At 32.4% G+C, this 17,286-nt stretch carries 19 protein-coding genes; 3 read left to right on the top strand and 16 right to left on the bottom strand.

The annotated features are described in order from the left end of the window. The 10 genes from ACFX5E_RS03740 to ACFX5E_RS03695 form a co-directional block, all read right to left on the bottom strand. Complete coding sequence (locus ACFX5E_RS03740) at positions 1 to 999, bottom strand: glycosyltransferase family 2 protein (RefSeq protein ID WP_379853828.1); 999 nt, start codon at positions 997 to 999, stop codon at positions 1 to 3. 122 nt (positions 1,000 to 1,121) lie between these two features. Next, a complete protein-coding gene (locus tag ACFX5E_RS03735; protein WP_379853827.1) occupies positions 1,122 to 1,928 on the bottom strand; it encodes an enoyl-ACP reductase FabI in 807 nt (268 codons plus the stop codon). A gap of 117 nt (positions 1,929 to 2,045) precedes the next feature. After that, positions 2,046 to 3,236 (bottom strand): enoyl-ACP reductase FabV, encoded by a 1,191-nt coding sequence (gene fabV / locus ACFX5E_RS03730; protein WP_379853826.1) that lies wholly within the window; start codon positions 3,234 to 3,236, stop codon positions 2,046 to 2,048. Between the two features lie 98 nt (positions 3,237 to 3,334). Then, entirely contained in the window at positions 3,335 to 4,987 is a 1,653-nt protein-coding gene (recN, locus tag ACFX5E_RS03725; RefSeq protein ID WP_379853825.1) for a DNA repair protein RecN, read from the bottom strand. 54 nt (positions 4,988 to 5,041) lie between these two features. Then, the gene (gene porD / locus ACFX5E_RS03720) at positions 5,042 to 5,926 is read right to left on the bottom strand and encodes a type IX secretion system protein PorD (protein WP_379853824.1); all 885 of its coding nucleotides are present in this window, start codon (positions 5,924 to 5,926) and stop codon (positions 5,042 to 5,044) included. A gap of 75 nt (positions 5,927 to 6,001) precedes the next feature. Continuing rightward, positions 6,002 to 7,213: a bifunctional phosphopantothenoylcysteine decarboxylase/phosphopantothenate--cysteine ligase CoaBC gene (coaBC, locus tag ACFX5E_RS03715; RefSeq protein WP_379853823.1), complete on the bottom strand. Its 1,212-nt coding sequence runs from the start codon at positions 7,211 to 7,213 to the stop codon at positions 6,002 to 6,004. 7 nt (positions 7,214 to 7,220) lie between these two features. Next, on the bottom strand, positions 7,221 to 7,538 hold the full coding sequence (locus tag ACFX5E_RS03710) for a DNA-directed RNA polymerase subunit omega (protein ID WP_035671643.1): 318 nt from the start codon (positions 7,536 to 7,538) through the stop codon (positions 7,221 to 7,223). An 8-nt stretch (positions 7,539 to 7,546) separates the two neighbouring features. Next, a complete protein-coding gene (locus tag ACFX5E_RS03705; protein ID WP_379853822.1) occupies positions 7,547 to 8,347 on the bottom strand; it encodes an outer membrane protein assembly factor BamD in 801 nt (266 codons plus the stop codon). Positions 8,348 to 8,517: 170 nt separating this feature from the next. After that, positions 8,518 to 9,405 (bottom strand): 4-hydroxy-tetrahydrodipicolinate synthase, encoded by an 888-nt coding sequence (gene dapA, locus ACFX5E_RS03700; protein ID WP_379853821.1) that lies wholly within the window; start codon positions 9,403 to 9,405, stop codon positions 8,518 to 8,520. Between the two features lies 1 nt (position 9,406). Then, positions 9,407 to 9,934, bottom strand: a complete 528-nt coding sequence (locus ACFX5E_RS03695) for a DUF6913 domain-containing protein (RefSeq protein WP_379853820.1) — start codon at positions 9,932 to 9,934, stop codon at positions 9,407 to 9,409. Between the two features lie 47 nt (positions 9,935 to 9,981). Between ACFX5E_RS03695 and ACFX5E_RS03690 the strand changes: the two genes are divergently transcribed. Beyond that, positions 9,982 to 10,782, top strand: coding sequence for a 5'-nucleotidase C-terminal domain-containing protein (locus ACFX5E_RS03690; protein ID WP_379853819.1), 801 nt, complete (start codon positions 9,982 to 9,984; stop codon positions 10,780 to 10,782). Positions 10,783 to 10,994: 212 nt separating this feature from the next. After that, the gene (locus ACFX5E_RS03685) at positions 10,995 to 11,906 is read left to right on the top strand and encodes a bifunctional metallophosphatase/5'-nucleotidase (RefSeq protein WP_379853818.1); all 912 of its coding nucleotides are present in this window, start codon (positions 10,995 to 10,997) and stop codon (positions 11,904 to 11,906) included. Here the strand turns inward: ACFX5E_RS03685 and ACFX5E_RS03680 are convergent. The 6 genes from ACFX5E_RS03680 to rpsF form a co-directional block, all read right to left on the bottom strand. Further along, positions 11,896 to 12,585: a lysoplasmalogenase family protein gene (locus tag ACFX5E_RS03680; RefSeq protein WP_379853817.1), complete on the bottom strand. Its 690-nt coding sequence runs from the start codon at positions 12,583 to 12,585 to the stop codon at positions 11,896 to 11,898. The two genes, ACFX5E_RS03685 and ACFX5E_RS03680, sit on opposite strands and share 11 nt — an antisense overlap. Beyond that, positions 12,575 to 14,578, bottom strand: a complete 2,004-nt coding sequence (gene ligA, locus ACFX5E_RS03675) for an NAD-dependent DNA ligase LigA (protein WP_379853816.1) — start codon at positions 14,576 to 14,578, stop codon at positions 12,575 to 12,577. Before ligA ends, ACFX5E_RS03680 begins: the two co-directional genes overlap by 11 nt. 76 nt (positions 14,579 to 14,654) lie before the next feature. After that, a complete protein-coding gene (locus ACFX5E_RS03670) occupies positions 14,655 to 15,128 on the bottom strand; it encodes a DUF6495 family protein (RefSeq protein ID WP_379853815.1) in 474 nt (157 codons plus the stop codon). A 136-nt stretch (positions 15,129 to 15,264) separates the two neighbouring features. Then, on the bottom strand, positions 15,265 to 15,708 hold the full coding sequence (gene rplI, locus ACFX5E_RS03665; RefSeq protein WP_379853814.1) for a 50S ribosomal protein L9: 444 nt from the start codon (positions 15,706 to 15,708) through the stop codon (positions 15,265 to 15,267). 65 nt (positions 15,709 to 15,773) lie between these two features. Beyond that, a complete protein-coding gene (rpsR, locus tag ACFX5E_RS03660; protein WP_073206367.1) occupies positions 15,774 to 16,070 on the bottom strand; it encodes a 30S ribosomal protein S18 in 297 nt (98 codons plus the stop codon). Positions 16,071 to 16,075: 5 nt separating this feature from the next. Continuing rightward, the gene (rpsF, locus tag ACFX5E_RS03655) at positions 16,076 to 16,417 is read right to left on the bottom strand and encodes a 30S ribosomal protein S6 (RefSeq protein WP_035671622.1); all 342 of its coding nucleotides are present in this window, start codon (positions 16,415 to 16,417) and stop codon (positions 16,076 to 16,078) included. A gap of 165 nt (positions 16,418 to 16,582) precedes the next feature. Between rpsF and ACFX5E_RS03650 the strand changes: the two genes are divergently transcribed. Continuing rightward, positions 16,583 to 17,278 carry a LytR/AlgR family response regulator transcription factor gene (locus tag ACFX5E_RS03650; RefSeq protein WP_379853813.1) on the top strand — a complete coding sequence of 232 codons (696 nt, stop codon included), beginning with the start codon at positions 16,583 to 16,585 and terminating at the stop codon, positions 17,276 to 17,278. Positions 17,279 to 17,286 lie beyond the last annotated feature (8 nt).

The following is a 17,286-nucleotide window of genomic DNA, read 5'->3' as shown; positions in this document are numbered from 1 at the left end:
TTATACTTTGAAAAATAACTCCGGAAAAGCTTCTTGTGGTTTTTGCTTCAGAACGATTATCTTAACAAATGATTGTAAAAATCCTGTTCCGTAACCGTAAAATTGTTTCCAAACGGCAATCAATGATAAATAGCCAATTTTCAGGCTCTTGTTCTGGTAAGTAGACACCAAAAATAATACCAAAAAATAGCCAAAATAAAATTTAAGCAGTAAATCTTGATTAAAAACCAATAATACAATTGCTAGAATAAATCCTATTAAAAAAAAGGTAGGAAAGAAAAAAGTGATTTTATTATATTTTGGGTACCAGCTATTTAAAATAGGTCTTGCTTTTCCAAACTTGTTTACCTGAACAGAAAACTTATCCCAGTCTATTCTTCGCTTATGGTAGACAAATGCTTTCGGAAAAAGTTTGGTTTCAAAACCTAGATTCCATAAACGTATTGATAAATCCGGATCTTCTCCAGGGTGAATATTTCCGAAACCTTTTGATGCTTCAAAAGCTTTTCGAGATAATCCCATATTAAAACTTCGAGGCTGAAACTTATCAATTTTTTCTGAACCACCGCGAATTCCACCTGTAGTAAGGAATGAAGTCATTGCGAAATTTATCGCTTTTTGAATATCTGAAAAGCTATCCAATGCTTTATCCGGTCCTCCAAAACAATCGACATAGTTTTGTTTTAAAGCGTTATCGACTTCAATTAAATACTGTTTTGGAATAATACAATCCGAATCAAAAATGATAAAGTAGTCTCCTCTTGCCTTTTTCATTCCATAATTTCTGGAATCTCCAGGTCCTGAATTTTCTTTATAAGAGTAGGAAATATCTAATTTATCCCCATATTTTTGAGCAACATCCTGACATCTATTTGTTGAGCCATCTTCAACAATCACAATTTCAAAAATTTCATTATAATCCGTTTGTGATAAACTTTCTAAAAGCTCATTAACTTCGTCCGGACGATTGTAAACTGGAATGATTAAGGAAAATAACATACTCTTTAATGTGGTATTTAGGTATAAATTTTATTGATTTGAAAACTTTAACAAATGTAATCTATATCCATAAAAAAAACATCAAATAGCAGTTGATGGTTTTTATAAAAATACAATTTTATTTATTCAAACATTTCCATTACTTCCTGGCTTACTCCCATATTTGAGAATCCGCCGTCGTGTAATAAATTTTGTAAAGTTACTTTTCTGGTTAAATCAGAAAACATAGATACAGTATAATTAGCGCAATCTAAAGCAGTTGCATTCCCCAAAGGCGACATTTTTTCCGCAAAAGCTATAAATCCACCAAAACCTTTAACCCCTTGACCTGCTTTTGTAGCCGTTGGTGATTGCGAAATAGTATTCACTCTTACTTTTTTATCTCTTCCAAAGAAATATCCAAAACTGCGGGCAATAGATTCTAAATACGCTTTATTATCGGCCATATCATTATAATCAGGAAAAACACGTTGTGCTGCCATATAAGACAAAGCGACAATACTTCCCCACTCGTTCATGGCATCTTTTTTATACAAAATCTGCATTACTTTATGAAAAGAAACGGCCGAAACATTCCATCCTTTCTCCGTGTAATCGTAATTTTGATTGGTGTAATGATTCCCTTTTCGAACATTTACAGACATTCCAATAGAGTGTAAAACAAAATCGATTTTTCCTCCAAGAATTTCAATTGCCTGATCTACTAAATTTTCAAGATCAGCCACAGATGTAGCATCTGCAGGTATAATTCGAGAACCTGTTTTTTGCGCAAGCAGATCAATAGTTCCCATTCTCATGGCGGCCGGTGCATTAGAAAGAACAAAAACGCCTCCTTCTTCATGTACTCTTTCTGCTGTTTTCCATGCTATAGAATTTTCATCTAATGCGCCAAAAATAATTCCTCTTTTTCCTTTTAATAAGTTATACATAATGCAATTAATTTTAAATGTGTTTTAAAAAAATAATGCACCTTAATTTCGAAATGAATAAAACCATTGTGAAATTAAGATGCATTATGGAAACTAAATATTTAATTTAGTGTAGGATTAAGCGATACTTTCGATTTTTACTACCTCGTTTGTATCCGCTTTATAATCTACTCCTTCAACATCAAAGCCAAATAGATTGTAAAAATCTTTTCTGTATCCTTCTAAATCTCCTATTTCAGATAAATTTTCAGTAACAGCTTCAACCCACAATTTAGCCACTTTTTCCTGAACGTCAGGATGCATTTCTAAATCGTCAATACGGATTCTACCTTTTTCATCTACAGGAACTTCATTTCCAGTATATAATCTTTCTTGATATAAACGTTGAATTTGTTCGATACAACCTTCATGAATTCCTTCTTCTTTCATTATTTTATACAATAAAGAAATATACAATGGAATAACAGGAATCGCAGAACTTGCTTGGGTTACCAATGCTTTATTTACAGAAACGAAAGCTTTCCCTTCAATATCAGCTAAACTGTCTGTAATAGAAAAAGCAGTCGCTTCAAGATGATCTTTAGCACGACCAATAGTACCTTTTCTATAAACTGCTTCCGTCAATGATGGTCCAATATAAGAATAAGCAACAGTTGTAGCACCTGGAGCCAATAAATTTTCCGCATTTAAAGCATCAATCCACATAGCCCAATCTTCACCGCCCATTACAGCAATCGTATTTTCAATATCATCACCGCTACAAGGTTCAATTGAAATTTCAGAAACTTTACCAGAATGGAAATCAACTGTTTTATTGGTAAAAGTACTTCCGATAGGCTTCAAAACTGAACGGTGCAAAATACCTGTAACCGGATTCATACGAACCGGAGAAGCTAAACTGTAAATTACCAAATCAACTTGACCTAAATCAGCTTTTATTAAATCTAATGTTTGTCTTTTAATTTCATTTGAAAAGGCATCGCCATTGACACTTTTTGCGTATAAACCTGCTTTATGTGCTTCATTTTCAAAAGCTGCAGAATTATACCAGCCCGGTGAAGCTGTTTTACCTTCAGAAGGCGCTTTTTCAAAAAACACACCGATAGTTGCTGCATCAGAACCAAAAGCGCTTGTAATTCTGGAAGCCAAACCAAAACCGGTTGAAGCACCAATCACCAATACTTTTTTAGCTCCTGCAATAGGACCTTTTGATTTAATATATTCAATTTGATTCTTAACATTTTGTTCGCATCCTTTTGGGTGAGATGTCGTACAAATAAATCCTCTCATTCTAGGTTCTATAATCATATTTTGTAATTCTTAAATTTATTATCCTTGAAATTATTTTTTGGTAAAACCGCACACAATTCCTTTTTCTTAAAAGGAAACAAATATAAAGCTAAAAATTAATTCAGCAAGGCTTTTGCGTGATTTAAGGCCGACTCTGAAACGATAGTTCCCGATAACATTTGAGCTATTTCGACAATTCTTTCTTCATTGCTCAATAACTTTAATTCAGATTGTGTGTCCTCACCAATAGTCGATTTGAATACTTTGAAATGTGCATTTCCTTTAGCTGCGATTTGTGGTAAATGGGTAATGGCAAAAATTTGCATTTCCTGACTCATCTCTTTCATGATTTCTCCCATCCTAATTGCAATTTCTCCTGAAACACCTGTATCAATTTCATCAAAAATCAATGTTGGTAATTTTGAGTATTGTGCCAATATCGCCTTTACAGCCAGCATAATTCTGGACATTTCTCCTCCAGAAGCCACTTTCTTCAACAAGCCGAAATCTGTTCCTTTATTCGCAGAAAATAAAAACTGAAGTTCGTCTTTTCCGTTTGGCAAATACGAAGAAGATTCATTTAGCTCCATTTTAAAACGCACATTAGGCATTCCCAAAGTTTCTAAAATAGTAATCAACTTTTGAGATAAAACGGGAATTGACTCCAATCTATTATTATGAATTGCATCCGAAAAATCATCTAATGCAATTGTTTTCTTCTGAATTGAATTTGTCAATGCCGCAATTTCTTCTTCTATATTTCCTAATTCTAAAACTGAATTTTCTAATTTAGTTTGGATTTCCAATAATTCATCTACTGTAGAAACCTGATGCTTCTTTTGCAGATTAAAAATCACTTGCAATTTTTGACTAATTAAATCCAATTGTTCCGGATCATTAATAAGTTTCTCTGAGCATCTGTTAAGCTCGTCCGAGATATCATCAAATTCAATTGTTATACTCGTAATTCTTTCTAATAAGGAATGATATTCTGAAGAGAAAGAAGCAATTTTCTGCAGTGAAACTTTGATTTCATTCAAATTGTGCAAAACTCCTATCTGTTCTTCATTGGCAATAGCCAAAGATTTATCTATAGATTCTTTTATAATCTCAACATTATTCAACTTCTCAAAATCAGCTTCAAGAACTTCCTGCTGGCCAGATTTTAATTGTGCAGCAACTAATTCATCTAATAAAAAAGTATTGTATTCTTGTTCTTTTAGAGATTCAGTTTGTTTTTTAACCAGCGAATTAAGTTTAGATTTATCTGATTTATAACTTTTCAAAAGACTTTGATAATCTAGAATAGTCAATTGATTATTGGCAATTGCGTCTATAATTTCGAACTGAACATTTTCATCCGAAAGTTCTTGGGTTTGTTGTTGCGAATGAATATCAATCAAAAACAGACTCAATTCCTGAAGTTCCTGAAGATTTACAGGACTGTCATTTATAAAAGCTCTTGATTTTCCCGAAGGCAGAATTTCACGTCTAATTATAGTGTCATTTTCATAATCCAGATCATTTGCCTCAAAAAAAGGACTTAAATTATATTTTGAAATTTCAAAATGAGCCTCAATAATACATTTTTCTTCTTTATTTTTCAAAGAGGTCAAGTCGGCTCTTTTCCCTAAAACCAGCCCTAAAGCTCCTAAAATTATTGATTTACCAGCGCCAGTTTCGCCTGTGATTGTTGAGAAACCTTTTGAAAAATCAATAGTTAATTTTTCTATAAGCGCATAATTTTTTATCGAAAGAGAGGTGATCATTTAAATTTGTTTTGTGATGAAGGACAAGGGGTATTTAGTAAATTGAAAAATCAATTAATACTTAATTAATGCCCATTTACTAGAGTTTAAAGGAGATACTTTATTCAAATTTTCGACTAAATCGGTAATTGATATACTGGGACCACCTGAGAAAATGGAAACTATCTCATCTGATTTAGCATCAAAAAATACGCGTGTTAGAAATGCATTTGGTCTTGATTTATTCAATTTTGACAAATTAAATAAAGAGACTTTTACTTTCTCTTTTGAAGCTTTCAAATCCTGACTCATCAAATCTAATCCCGTATGATAATCGAATAAGGTTTGTCTAATGTCAACAAATGTTGGAGATAATAAATCGTTTATCAAAAAGTAGCGGTTTTGATTCCCATCACTTTGAGTCCAACCTTTGTATCCACCTTGTTGTGCAACATTCGAAATATTTTGCGCGGTTTCAAAATAAGGATTACCTGATTGCAATACAAAAGTATCCGCATCCATTGCTAATATAATATTGCTATAAAAAGCTAAAACAGACACTAAATTTGAATCAAACGTGGTTGGACTAAAAATTAGATTTTCAAATTCTGTATATCTAAAATTAAAGTCTTTATCATTATAATTTAATACCGGAGAGGAATAAGAGGAATTAAAAATAGGTCTTGATGATTGAACTTGAATGGTCGCAGTAAATTGGTCTGAGCTATTCGAAGAAACTGTAATATACATCGAGCAATTAATTTTCTCATTTTGCTTAACCGTTTGTCCCGTCCAATCCGTTTTATTTACAAACTCACTGATTGAAGTTTGCAAGGTTTTAAAAACTTGCTGATTTGTAACACTCAATTTTTGTGAATCAACCGTTACCGTACAGTTTAATTGTTGTGCTTGCGTAAGCCCAAAAGTAAAAAGCAGAAAAAAAATAATTATTTTATTCATCTGTAGATTTGTATTATTTCTTAACGGTTAACAATAATTCAAACACCTATATTACGTTTGTATTAATCCGCTACCCTATTTCATAAAATGTGCTTTCACCTTTTCTAGAATATCATCAGCAACAGCTTCTTTCGATTTCAATTCCATTGGCTCAATATTGAAATATTTATCAATAAAGGTAACTTTATTTGTTGCTTTACCAAAACCAGCACCCTGATCCTGAAGCGAATTTAAAACAATCAAATCTAAGTTTTTTTTCTGAATTTTCAAGGTAGCATTTTCAATTTCATTTTCTGTTTCTAAAGCAAAACCTATCAGAAACTGATTTTTCTTTTGTTCACCCAAAGAAGCTAATATATCCTTCGTTTTTTCGAGTTCTATTGTAAAATTATCAGCGGCTTTTTTTATTTTTTGTTGTGCAACGTTTTTAGGTTTGTAATCTGCAACTGCAGCTGCTGCAATCACAACATCCACATCGGCATAAAAATAATGACAAGCCTCATACATTTCTTCTGCAGAAACTACAGGAATTACTTTTATCAATGGATTCGTAACTTTACAATGATTTGGACCAGCAACGAGTATTACTGAAGCACCTAAATTTGCAGCACTTGAGGCAATATCAAAACCCATTTTACCCGAAGAATGATTTCCTATAAAACGCACCGGATCTATTGCTTCGTATGTGGGACCGGCAGTAATTAATATTTTTTTACCTTTTAATGGTAACCTGCTTTCTAAATCTGCTTCTATAAATGCGACAATATGTTCCGGTTCCGCCATTCTTCCTTCACCAGAGAGTCCGCTGGCCAATTCTCCGCTTTCGGCAGGAATTATTGTATCACCATATTCAGTAAGGGAGAAAAAATTAGCAATAGTAGAAGGATGTTTGTACATATCTAAATCCATTGCAGGAGCATAATAAACAGGGCATTTTGCCGACAAATACGCCGCAATCAAAAGATTATCACAAGTACCATTTGCCATTTTAGACAAGGTATTTGCTGTAGCCGGAGCAATAACCATTAAATTAGCCCAAAGTGCTAATTCAACATGATTATTCCATTTTTCGTTTTCGTCGTCTTGATTGTAGAAACTTGAAAAAACCGGATTTTTGGATAACGTGGATAACGTTAATGGAGTTATAAAATCCTTAGAAGCAGGTGTCATTATCACCTGGACATGTGCACCTGCTTTTATGAAAAGTCGTACTAATGAAGCTGTTTTATAGGCTGCAATTCCACCAGAAATACCTAGTAAAATTTTCTTACCGTTTAAAACTGACACTGTACTATTATTTATTTGAATCTCTGTGGTAAATTTTACCATCTAACCATTCTTGAACTGCTAAAGCGTGTGGCTTAGGTAGTTTTTCGTAAAATTTAGAAACCTCAATTTGTTCTTTATTTTCAAAAACTTCTTCAAGACTGTCATTATATGTAGCAAATTCTTCCAATTTCTCAGTCAATTCTTTTTTAATTTCAGAATTGATTTGGTTTGCTCTTTTAGCCATAATGGTTATCGCTTCATACACATTACCGGTAGGTTCTTCAATAACATTTTTGTTGTAAGTTATTGTATTTACCGGAGCATTCGTCTTTTTTAAATCCATGACTTTATTTATTTAGTAAAATTTTGTAAATCTTTTTCAATTCGAACTAACATTTCGTCAGCTTTCTTTTTGTATTTTGAATCCGCCTTAAATTTCATAAGATTTGAATGTGCCGTTTTTGCAACATTTAATCTTTCTTCCATTTTTGCAGGAACACTGTTAATGGCTAATTGGTAAGCAGAATCATATTTGTAAAACAGTGCGTCTTCCTTGAATATTGTTCCAGGATAATCTCCCAAAAAAAGATCAAATGCAACTATTGCTGATTTATAATCTGAAATAGTATTATATCCTTTTGCATTTTCATACACCTTTTTTTCTATTTTTTCGGTTAGCACTTTTACCGTTGCGTTTGCCTCAGACAAATATTCAGAATTAGGGTAACTGTCTATAAATGCTTGTGATTTCTCAATTGCTTTAAAAGTATCTTTTTGATCCAAGCTGTATACCGGCGAAAGCATTGAATAGCTTTTTGCACCTAAGTAAGCCGCTTCTTGTATTTTTTCACTTTTTGGATAACCTGAAACAAAACTTTCAAATTGATATCCCGCTAAATAATATTGTTTTGTTTTGTAATACGATTGAGCAAACATATAAAACAACTTTTCGGCTTGAGGTTTTCCTCTGTAAGCTGGAGCAATTTGTTCAAAAATACGAATCGCTTTGGTATATTTACCTGAATCATACAATTTAGTTGCCATATCAAATTTCACAGCAACATCTTCGGTTTTTAATGCTTTTTGATATTCATTGCAAGAACTAAAAAGAACAACAAGAAGCAATAGAGATATTATTTTTTTACTCAACATTTAATATTGTTTTTTGGATTTCGTGAATCTTTGATTTCATTTTTTTACTTTTTTCCTGATTTTAGCAGTTTATTTTAACATAAAAAATCATACCGAAGTTTCGGTGGCAAATTTAGTTATTAATTTAGCTACTTCAAAATATTTTTTTGTTTAAAAAAAGGCAAGGCTTATTAGCTAACTTTATTGATTTTTTTTACAAACTGATCAATCCTTACTGCCAATGATTCCTCTACTTTTATCAATGGTAAACGAACTATATTTTCAGCTATTCCCAGTGATAGAAACACTTGTTTGATTCCTGCAGGATTTCCCTGTTCAAAAATCATATCAATACAATCATCTAAAATGTATTGTGTTTTGAACGCTTCATCCACTTTTCTATTCAAACCTAATCGTATCATTTCAGAAAATTCTTTCGGAAAACCTTGTCCAATTACGGATATAACGCCAGATCCACCTGCCAAAACCATTGGCAAAGCAATCATGTCATCTCCAGAAATTACAAGAAAGTCTTTTGGTTTATTTTTCAATAATTGCATCGCTTGAACCATATCTCCCGCCGCTTCTTTGATGGCAACAACATTTTTGAAATCATTTGCCAAACGCAAAACAGTAGATGGCAACATATTACTTGCCGTTCTTCCTGGAACATTATATAAGATCACTGGAATTGGAGACGCTTCGGCAACCGCCTTGAAGTGTTGATAAATTCCTTCCTGTGTTGGTTTATTGTAATAAGGCGAAACGGAAAGAACTGCAACAAATGAAGATAAATCTCTCGTTTGAAGTTCTTCAACTACCTTCATAGTGTTATTTCCTCCAACTCCTAAAACCAAAGGCAAACTACCATTATTAGCTTCAATTACTGTTTTAATAACTAATTCTTTTTCCTCTTGAGACAATGTGGCATTTTCAGCAGTTGTGCCAAGTACTACAAGATATTCAATTCCTCCATCGATTGAAAAATTTACAATTCTTTTTAATGCTTCCGTGTCAATTGAAAAATCTTCCTTAAATGGGGTTACAAGGGCAACACCAGTTCCTATTAATGATTGCATATTATTGGGTTATATTTTGTTTAAATAATTTTAAATATCTGAATAATTCAGCTGTGAAAACTTTATAATTTTTGACGTTCGTATCAATCATCAAATGATTTAATCGTTTGTCAATTGACGAAAAACCTACCTTAAATGCTGCTTTCGAATTATGGGTAACAAGCATTAATATTGCTTTTTCGACATCGTAAAAGCTTATGAGTAAATCAAACTTTTCATTTATAAAATCATTCACATTTGGATTTGTAATTTCTCCCTTCCAATTAAGGTGCTTATCACTAAAACCAAGTTGAGAATTTGCTTCATTCAACTTGAATCGATCTTTGTATACTATAATCTTAATATTTTTCTCTGGAATTCCGTTTGCTGTTAACTCCTTAATCAGGGCTTCCTTTTCCGAAAAATGACTGGCATCAATAAGCAAACCAACAGTTTGTATTCCAACTGAAAGTATATTACCTTTTAAATTATGCAAGCTGTTTTTTATTTTTTTTTTTGCGTAGAAATCCTTTATGTAATTTAAAAACATACTACTTTTACTTTATTACAAAATTAATTAATTAAGTCGCATTTAAAATGGTAAAACTAAAAAAGTATAACGATGTTTTAAAACTTTTTGTTATATTCTTAACATTTTTTTTCATTGTTTCCTGTAGCAAACAAAATTATCATGTTTCTAAAATAGAAGGCAAACAAATTCCCATCACCGAAAAGGGAACTCAGGTTTCAGATCCAAGCAAACAAGTGAAGCAAATTGAAAACTTCATTAAACCTTATCGAGAGCATATTAATAAAGATTTAGACAGTATTCTTGCTTACTGTCCGGTAACTTTAGACAAAAGTACCGGTAAATGGCAAACAACTATTGGGAATTTAATAGCCGATGTTACCCTCAAGCGAGGCAATCTAGTTTTTAATGCCCGGGGAAAAAAGAATATCGATATCTGTTTACTCAATCACGGTGGTATCCGTTCTATTCTTCCAAAAGGGAATGTAACCAGCAGAACGGCTTTTGAAATCATGCCTTTTGAGAACACGATGGTTGTTATTGCTTTGAAAGGAGAGCAGATTCTTGAATTAGTTGACTATTTCATCGCCGAAAAAAAACCACATCCCTTATCCGGAATTACTTTTACAATTGGCAAAAATAACGCGGCCAAAAACATATTAGTTCAAGGAAAACCAATTGAAAAAGACAAAATTTATTATGTGGGCACCAATGATTATTTATCAAATGGTGGTGATAATATGAATTTCTTTAAAAAAGGAGTTCAGAAATTTGATTTGGATTACAAACTGCGAAATATTCTTATTGATTATTTCAAAGAAGTGGATACAATTCCCGTGATCAATGATACCAGAATTACTGTTGAATAAGAATTCAGTATTCAGTCGCAGTATTCAGTTTTGAATCACGAGAAAATAGTTCCATAAATTTACGGCTCTAGCCCAGAGTGAAGTGAAAATCCTTTCTAATCCTGAACTTGTTTCAGGATTCTGAAACAAGTTCAGGACTAAAAAGATTGCAACGGAAAGCGGGACACGAGCGAAGCGAATTGACGAAGTAAATAGCTCCAAAAAAAATAAAAATGAAAAGAAGAGATTTTATAGAAAAAACAGCTGCCGGCACAGCATTATTAAGTCTAGGTTTGTCATTGAGCAGTTTTGATTCTAAGGAAACGAAACACCTGACGATTCTGCATACCAATGATGTACACAGTTACATTGACCCGTTTCCAGCAAATCATCCCAGAAACCCAAATATGGGTGGCGTTGTTCGAAGAGCTGCATTGATTGAAACAATCAGAAAGGAAAATCTAAATGTCTTATTACTGGATGCCGGCGATATTTTTCAGGGAACTCCATATTTTAACTATTATGGCGGTGAATTAGAATTCAAGCTAATGAGCATGATGAAGTATGATGCTTCGACTATAGGAAATCATGATTTTGACAATGGAGTTGAAGGATTGTATGCTCAAATGCCTCATGCTACATTTGAATTTATATCGGCAAACTATGATTTCAAAAATACGATGATGGATGGCTTTGTAAAGCCTTATAAAATTTTCAACAAAAACGGAATTAAAGTGGGCGTTTTTGGACTCGGGATAGAACTGGCAGGCTTGGTAGACAAAAGAATGTATAAAGAAACGGTATTTAATAATCCTGTTGAGGCCGCGCAAGATATGGTTCGCATATTAAAGAAAGAAAATAAATGTGATTTAGTAATTTGCTTGTCACACCTAGGATACAATTATAAAGACGAACCCAATAAGATTTGTGATTTGAAATTAGCTGCAATCACCCAAGATATTGACTTGATAATTGGTGGACACACTCATACTTTTCTTGACAAACCTACTATTGTGAAGAATCTTGCTGACAAAGAAGTTTTAGTCAATCAAGTGGGTTGTTATGGAATTAATTTAGGTCGAATTGATTTTTATCTGGACAATAACAAGCAGAATGCATTTAAAGGAAGATCAATTATTGTTTAATTTTTTTTAAAAACTTGTCATTTGCAATAAAGTAATTTACCATAAAAAAATACGAAAATACCTGAGTGCTTATTTCAATTAGACTAAAAGCGGAAAGTGACAAGTAAAATCCATTTAAAACATAAAAAATATCCGAAAGCAAAAAGCACAATGACATCACAAGTAAATTTAGAAAAGCGAAATTGCTTTTTGTAAAATATTTTGTAACCGATATGCAAATCAAAATACTTAGTACGATACTGTAAATTATAATAATTGAAAAATCTGTTTTCATTTTTTCAAAGGGTAAGCTTAAAATAGTAATCGATAAAACTATCATCACGATTATTATACTTATCAAGGATAATATATCTATTTTATCAAATTCTATCTTTTTGAAACCTCGAACAAGATGAATAATCAGCAGTAAATAAGCAATCAAAAAACTAAGTACAGAACCAATTTCTGAATCCTCATAGTCCATCAAAACAAAGACGTCCCCAATAAAAGAAAATAGAAAAATCGCTCCTTTTATTAAATCTATTTTATAATTACTGGTAGTTAAATAATAGATAAAAATTGAGGATACTACCAGCGATTTTGTGTACAGCAAATATGATTCCGGCCCTACTAAAGTAAATACAATGGTAAGAACACTGGCTAAAAAATAAAGTATAAGAGATGGTGTATTAGCTTTCATTAAGAATTTTTATAAAATCATCTTCGGAAATTATTGACACATTCAGTTTATTTGCTTTGTCTAATTTAGCGGGTCCCATATTATCCCCGGCAACAACATAATTCGTCTTTGCCGAAATAGAACTTCCCACTTTCCCACCGTTATCTTCAATTGCTTTTTTCAATTCGTCTCTTGAAAATTTCTCGAAAACGCCTGAAACCACAAAGGTCTTTCCGGAGAGTTTATTGGTTGCATTTGGATTTATTTTTTCAATAATTTCAAATTCTATTCCGTAACTTTTTAATCTTTCAATGATAATTCTATTTTCTTGATTTTCAAAAAAATCAATCACACTTTGTGCTATTCGGTCTCCAATTTCATCCACTAAAACCAAATCCATCAAGGTAGCCTGACTTAATGCGTCAATATTTTTATAATGTTTGGCTAATTTCTTGGCCACTGTTTCACCCACAAAACGGATTCCAATAGCATATAATGCCCGTTCAAAAGGAATGCTTACTGAGTTTTTTACGCCATTAACTAAATTCTCTGCTGATTTTTGAGCCATTCTTTCCAAAGGCAAGATTTGCTCCACTGTCAATTCATACAAATCAGCATAATTATGAACCAATCCGTTATTGAAAAGCAGTGCTACTGTTTCTCCGCCAAGGCCTTCAATGTCCATGGCTTTTCGTGAAATATAATGTTGAATTCTTCCAATAATCTGCGGTGGACAACCATAAAAATTGGGACAATAATGATTTGCTTCCCCTTCTCCTCTTACCAATTCCGTTTGGCATTCCGGGCAATGGGTAATGTATTTTGTAGGCTCCGAATTATCAGGGCGCTTTGTAAAATCAACAGCAATAATTTTAGGAATAATCTCCCCTCCTTTTTCTACAAAAACAGTATCACCAACACGAATATCTAATTTTTCAATTTGATCAGCATTATGCAAGGAAGCACGTTTTACGATTGTTCCCGCTAATTGCACTGGTTCCAAATTTGCTACTGGAGTAATTGCGCCCGTTCTACCAACTTGGTATGAAATTGAAATCAATTTTGTTGAAACTTGTTCCGATTTAAATTTGTAGGCAATCGCCCAACGTGGTGATTTGGCAGTAAAACCCAATTCATCCTGAAAATGAAAAGAATTTACTTTCACCACTACTCCATCCGTTTCATAAGGAAGATTATGTCTGTGGATATCCCAATAATCTATAAATTCAAAAACTTCCTCTAAATTATGAGCTAACTTGGATTCTTTCGGTACTTTGAATCCCCATTGTCTGGCTGTTTCCAATCCATCAAACTGAGAATTAAAAGGTAATTTATTTCCAATTATAAAATACAATAAACAATCCAAAGGCCTTTTTGCAACTTCGGCGCTATCTTGTAACTTCAAACTTCCCGAAGCCGTATTTCTGGGATTTGAATATGGTAATTCACCAATTTCTATTAAGTCCTGGTTCATTTTTTCGAAACCCGCAAATGGCAGAATGATTTCGCCGCGGACATCAAATGTAGAAGGAAAATCACCTTTTATCTTTAAAGGAATTGATTTTATAGTTTTGATATTATTGGTAACGTCATCTCCTTGAAAACCATCACCACGAGTTACAGCTCTTTTTAGTTTTCCGTTTTCGTAAGTAATGCTTATGGATGCACCATCGTATTTTAATTCGCAGGTATATTCTAAAGGAACATCTCCTAATACTTTTTGGATGCGTTTTTCCCAATCTGCTAATTCATCTTTGGAATAAGAATTGTCTAAAGAATACATTCTATGTTCATGACTAACGGTCTGGAAATTTTTAGTAATTGCTCCTCCAATTCTTTGTGTAGGGGAATTTTCATCAAAATATTCCGGATGTTTATCTTCTAAATCTTGTAGTTGTTTTAATTTCAAATCAAATTCAAAATCAGAAATTGTTGGTTTATCTAACACATAATAATTATAATTGTGCTGATTTAATTCCTCCCTTAATGTTTGAATCGTATTTTGAATGTCCATAGAAAATAAAAATTGGCTATTTTAGCTTTAGAAATAATCTACTAAAATAACCAAATTAAAAGAAACTACAATACAATTACGACTCTATAATCGAATTTATTTGTTTGTATAAAAGTCCATCACTCAAAAAAGCACCTTGTTGAATTAAGGCGAAAATTGAAGTGTTGCGCTCCTCTGTAAATTCTTTTTTTCCGGTTTTCATTTCAATGGTATCGGTAAACATATTATCGCTAAGCCATTGCAATCCTTCTCTAGTCAAAAAATCAGTTTCTGGAACCAATGATTTTAGAACGATTGACTGTACGTGAATATCAAAGCACTCAAAAAGGAAGATATGATTCTTCGAAAAATGTTCTAAATAAGTCGCTTTTGAAAGAACTCCTTCCCAAATCAAATCAGAAAAAACATCTAATTCCTGCTCTGCCACTTCCGGTTTTTCTGCTTTAATTTTATCCCATTCGTCTTTATCAATTGCTTGAGTAGCCAAGAATGTGCTGAATTCCTGATTCAATTCTTCAAATTGTTCTTTTGTTAATCTAGAGTATTTCATTTATGTTGAATTTATTTCAGCATCTTAAATTATTTAAGATGCTCTTTATTTATAAATTAAAGAATCCGAAACAAGTTCAGATTAAACAAAAAAAAATCCCGACTTCCATCGGGATTTAATTATATGATTTTAGAAATTATGCTTTTTCAGCAATAATTTCATAAGGTAATTCAACTATTACATCTCTGTGTAATCTAACGTTAGCAGTATATTTTCCTGTACGTTTAACGATTCCACTAGTAATAAATTTTCTGTCAATTACTTGACCACCTTTTGCTAAAGCTTCAGCGATATCAATATTCGTGATTGAACCGAATAATTTTTCTCCACCTGCTTTTGCGAAAATTTTAATCTCAATAGCTTTCAAAGCTTCAGCCAATGCTTTTGCATCGTTTACTACTTTTTCTTCTTTATGAGCTCTTTGTTTTAGGTTTTCAGCTAACACTTTCTTTGCAGAAGAAGTAGCTAAGTGCGCGTGACCTTGTGGGATTAAAAAGTTACGACCGTAACCATTTTTTACCGATACAATATCATCTTTAAATCCTAAATTTTGAACGTCTTGTCTTAATATAAGTTCCATGTTGTTGTCCTTTGTTATAGAAGTTAGGTTTCATGTTTCAGAAAACCAACAACTGAGTTAAATTATTATTTTAGTAAATCAGCCACATATGGCATCAATGCTATGTGACGAGCTCTTTTTACAGCTACAGACACTTTTCTTTGGTACTTTAATGAAGTTCCAGTTAAACGACGAGGAAGAATTTTTCCTTGTTCGTTTACGAATTTCAATAAGAAATCAGCATCTTTATAATCAATATATTTGATACCTGATTTTTTGAAACGACAATATTTTTTTTGTTTGTTTGTTTCTATGTTCAAAGGAGTAAGATATCTGATATCTCCGTCTTTTTTTCCTGAAGCCGATTGTTGTAATGTTGCCATGATAATTAAGCTTTTGTAGATTTTAATTTAGTTCTTCTTCTTTCAGCCCAAGAAATAGCGTGTTTGTCTAAACTTACAGTTAAGAAACGCATTACTCTTTCGTCACGTCTAAATTCAGTTTCAAAAGCAATAAGAACTTCTCCTGCTACTTTGAATTCAAACAAATGGTAGAAACCACTTTTTTTATTTTGAATTTCGTATGCCATCTTTTTAAGACCCCAGTCTTCTTTCGATACCATTTCAGCTCCACGACTAGTAAGAAAATCTTCAAATTTGCTTACTGTTTCCTTTACCTGAACTTCAGATAAAACGGGATTTAAAATGAAAACAGTTTCATAATGATTCATAAATATGTATTTATTTGTTAAATTGGCTGCAAAAGTAACGAATTAATTGATATAAACAAGCGCTATTTTGCTTTATTCGTTAAACGGCAAAAAAAAAAGATTGCTATTAGTTTTATTAATAATTTAATGTTAAATTTACTAATCCAAATCTAAAAATAAAAAATTATGAAACTTAATTGCGTAGTAGTTGATGATAGTTCCATTCAAAGAATGATTATCGCAAAATTAGTAAATAATCACACAAACTTACATCTAATTGGGGATTTCTCGAATGCAATTGAAGCCAGGAGTTGCATGTCTGTACATAATGTAGATTTAATATTTCTAGATATTGAAATGCCGGTTATCAGTGGTTTTGATTTTTTAGATGGTTTAAAAATAAAACCACAAATAATTTTCATTACCTCCAAGGCTGAGTACGCAATGAAAGCATTTGATTATGATGCTACTGACTATTTGCAAAAACCAATTGCCATAGATCGATTCAATGCATCGGTTCGGAGAGCAATGGATTTATATTCGCTTAAAAAAGAAAACAAAGAAGAAGAAGGAGATCATATTTTCATTAAGAGCAATTTGAAAAAATTAAAGATTTTCACTTCTAAAATCAAATGGATTGAAGCTTTTGGTGATTACGTGAGAGTTGTCACCGAAGAAGACAGTAATTTAGTGCTTTCTACGATGAAATCTTTTGAAAACGATTTATCTAAAGAAAAATTCATTAGAGTACATAAATCATACATTATCAATATTGACAAAGTGGAGCGTTTCAACAGCAAATTTGCCGAGATTGGAATTACAAAAATACCTTTAAGCAGAAACAAAAAAGAAGATTTAGTAAAAGCCTTATCATTTGCATAAAAAACTAC

This window comes from Flavobacterium xylosi (assembly GCF_042787345.1).
In the GTDB taxonomy this organism is placed as follows: domain Bacteria; phylum Bacteroidota; class Bacteroidia; order Flavobacteriales; family Flavobacteriaceae; genus Flavobacterium; species Flavobacterium xylosi.
The sequence above is the reverse complement of the archived record's forward strand: the minus strand, read 5'-3'. Positions and strand labels throughout refer to the sequence as shown.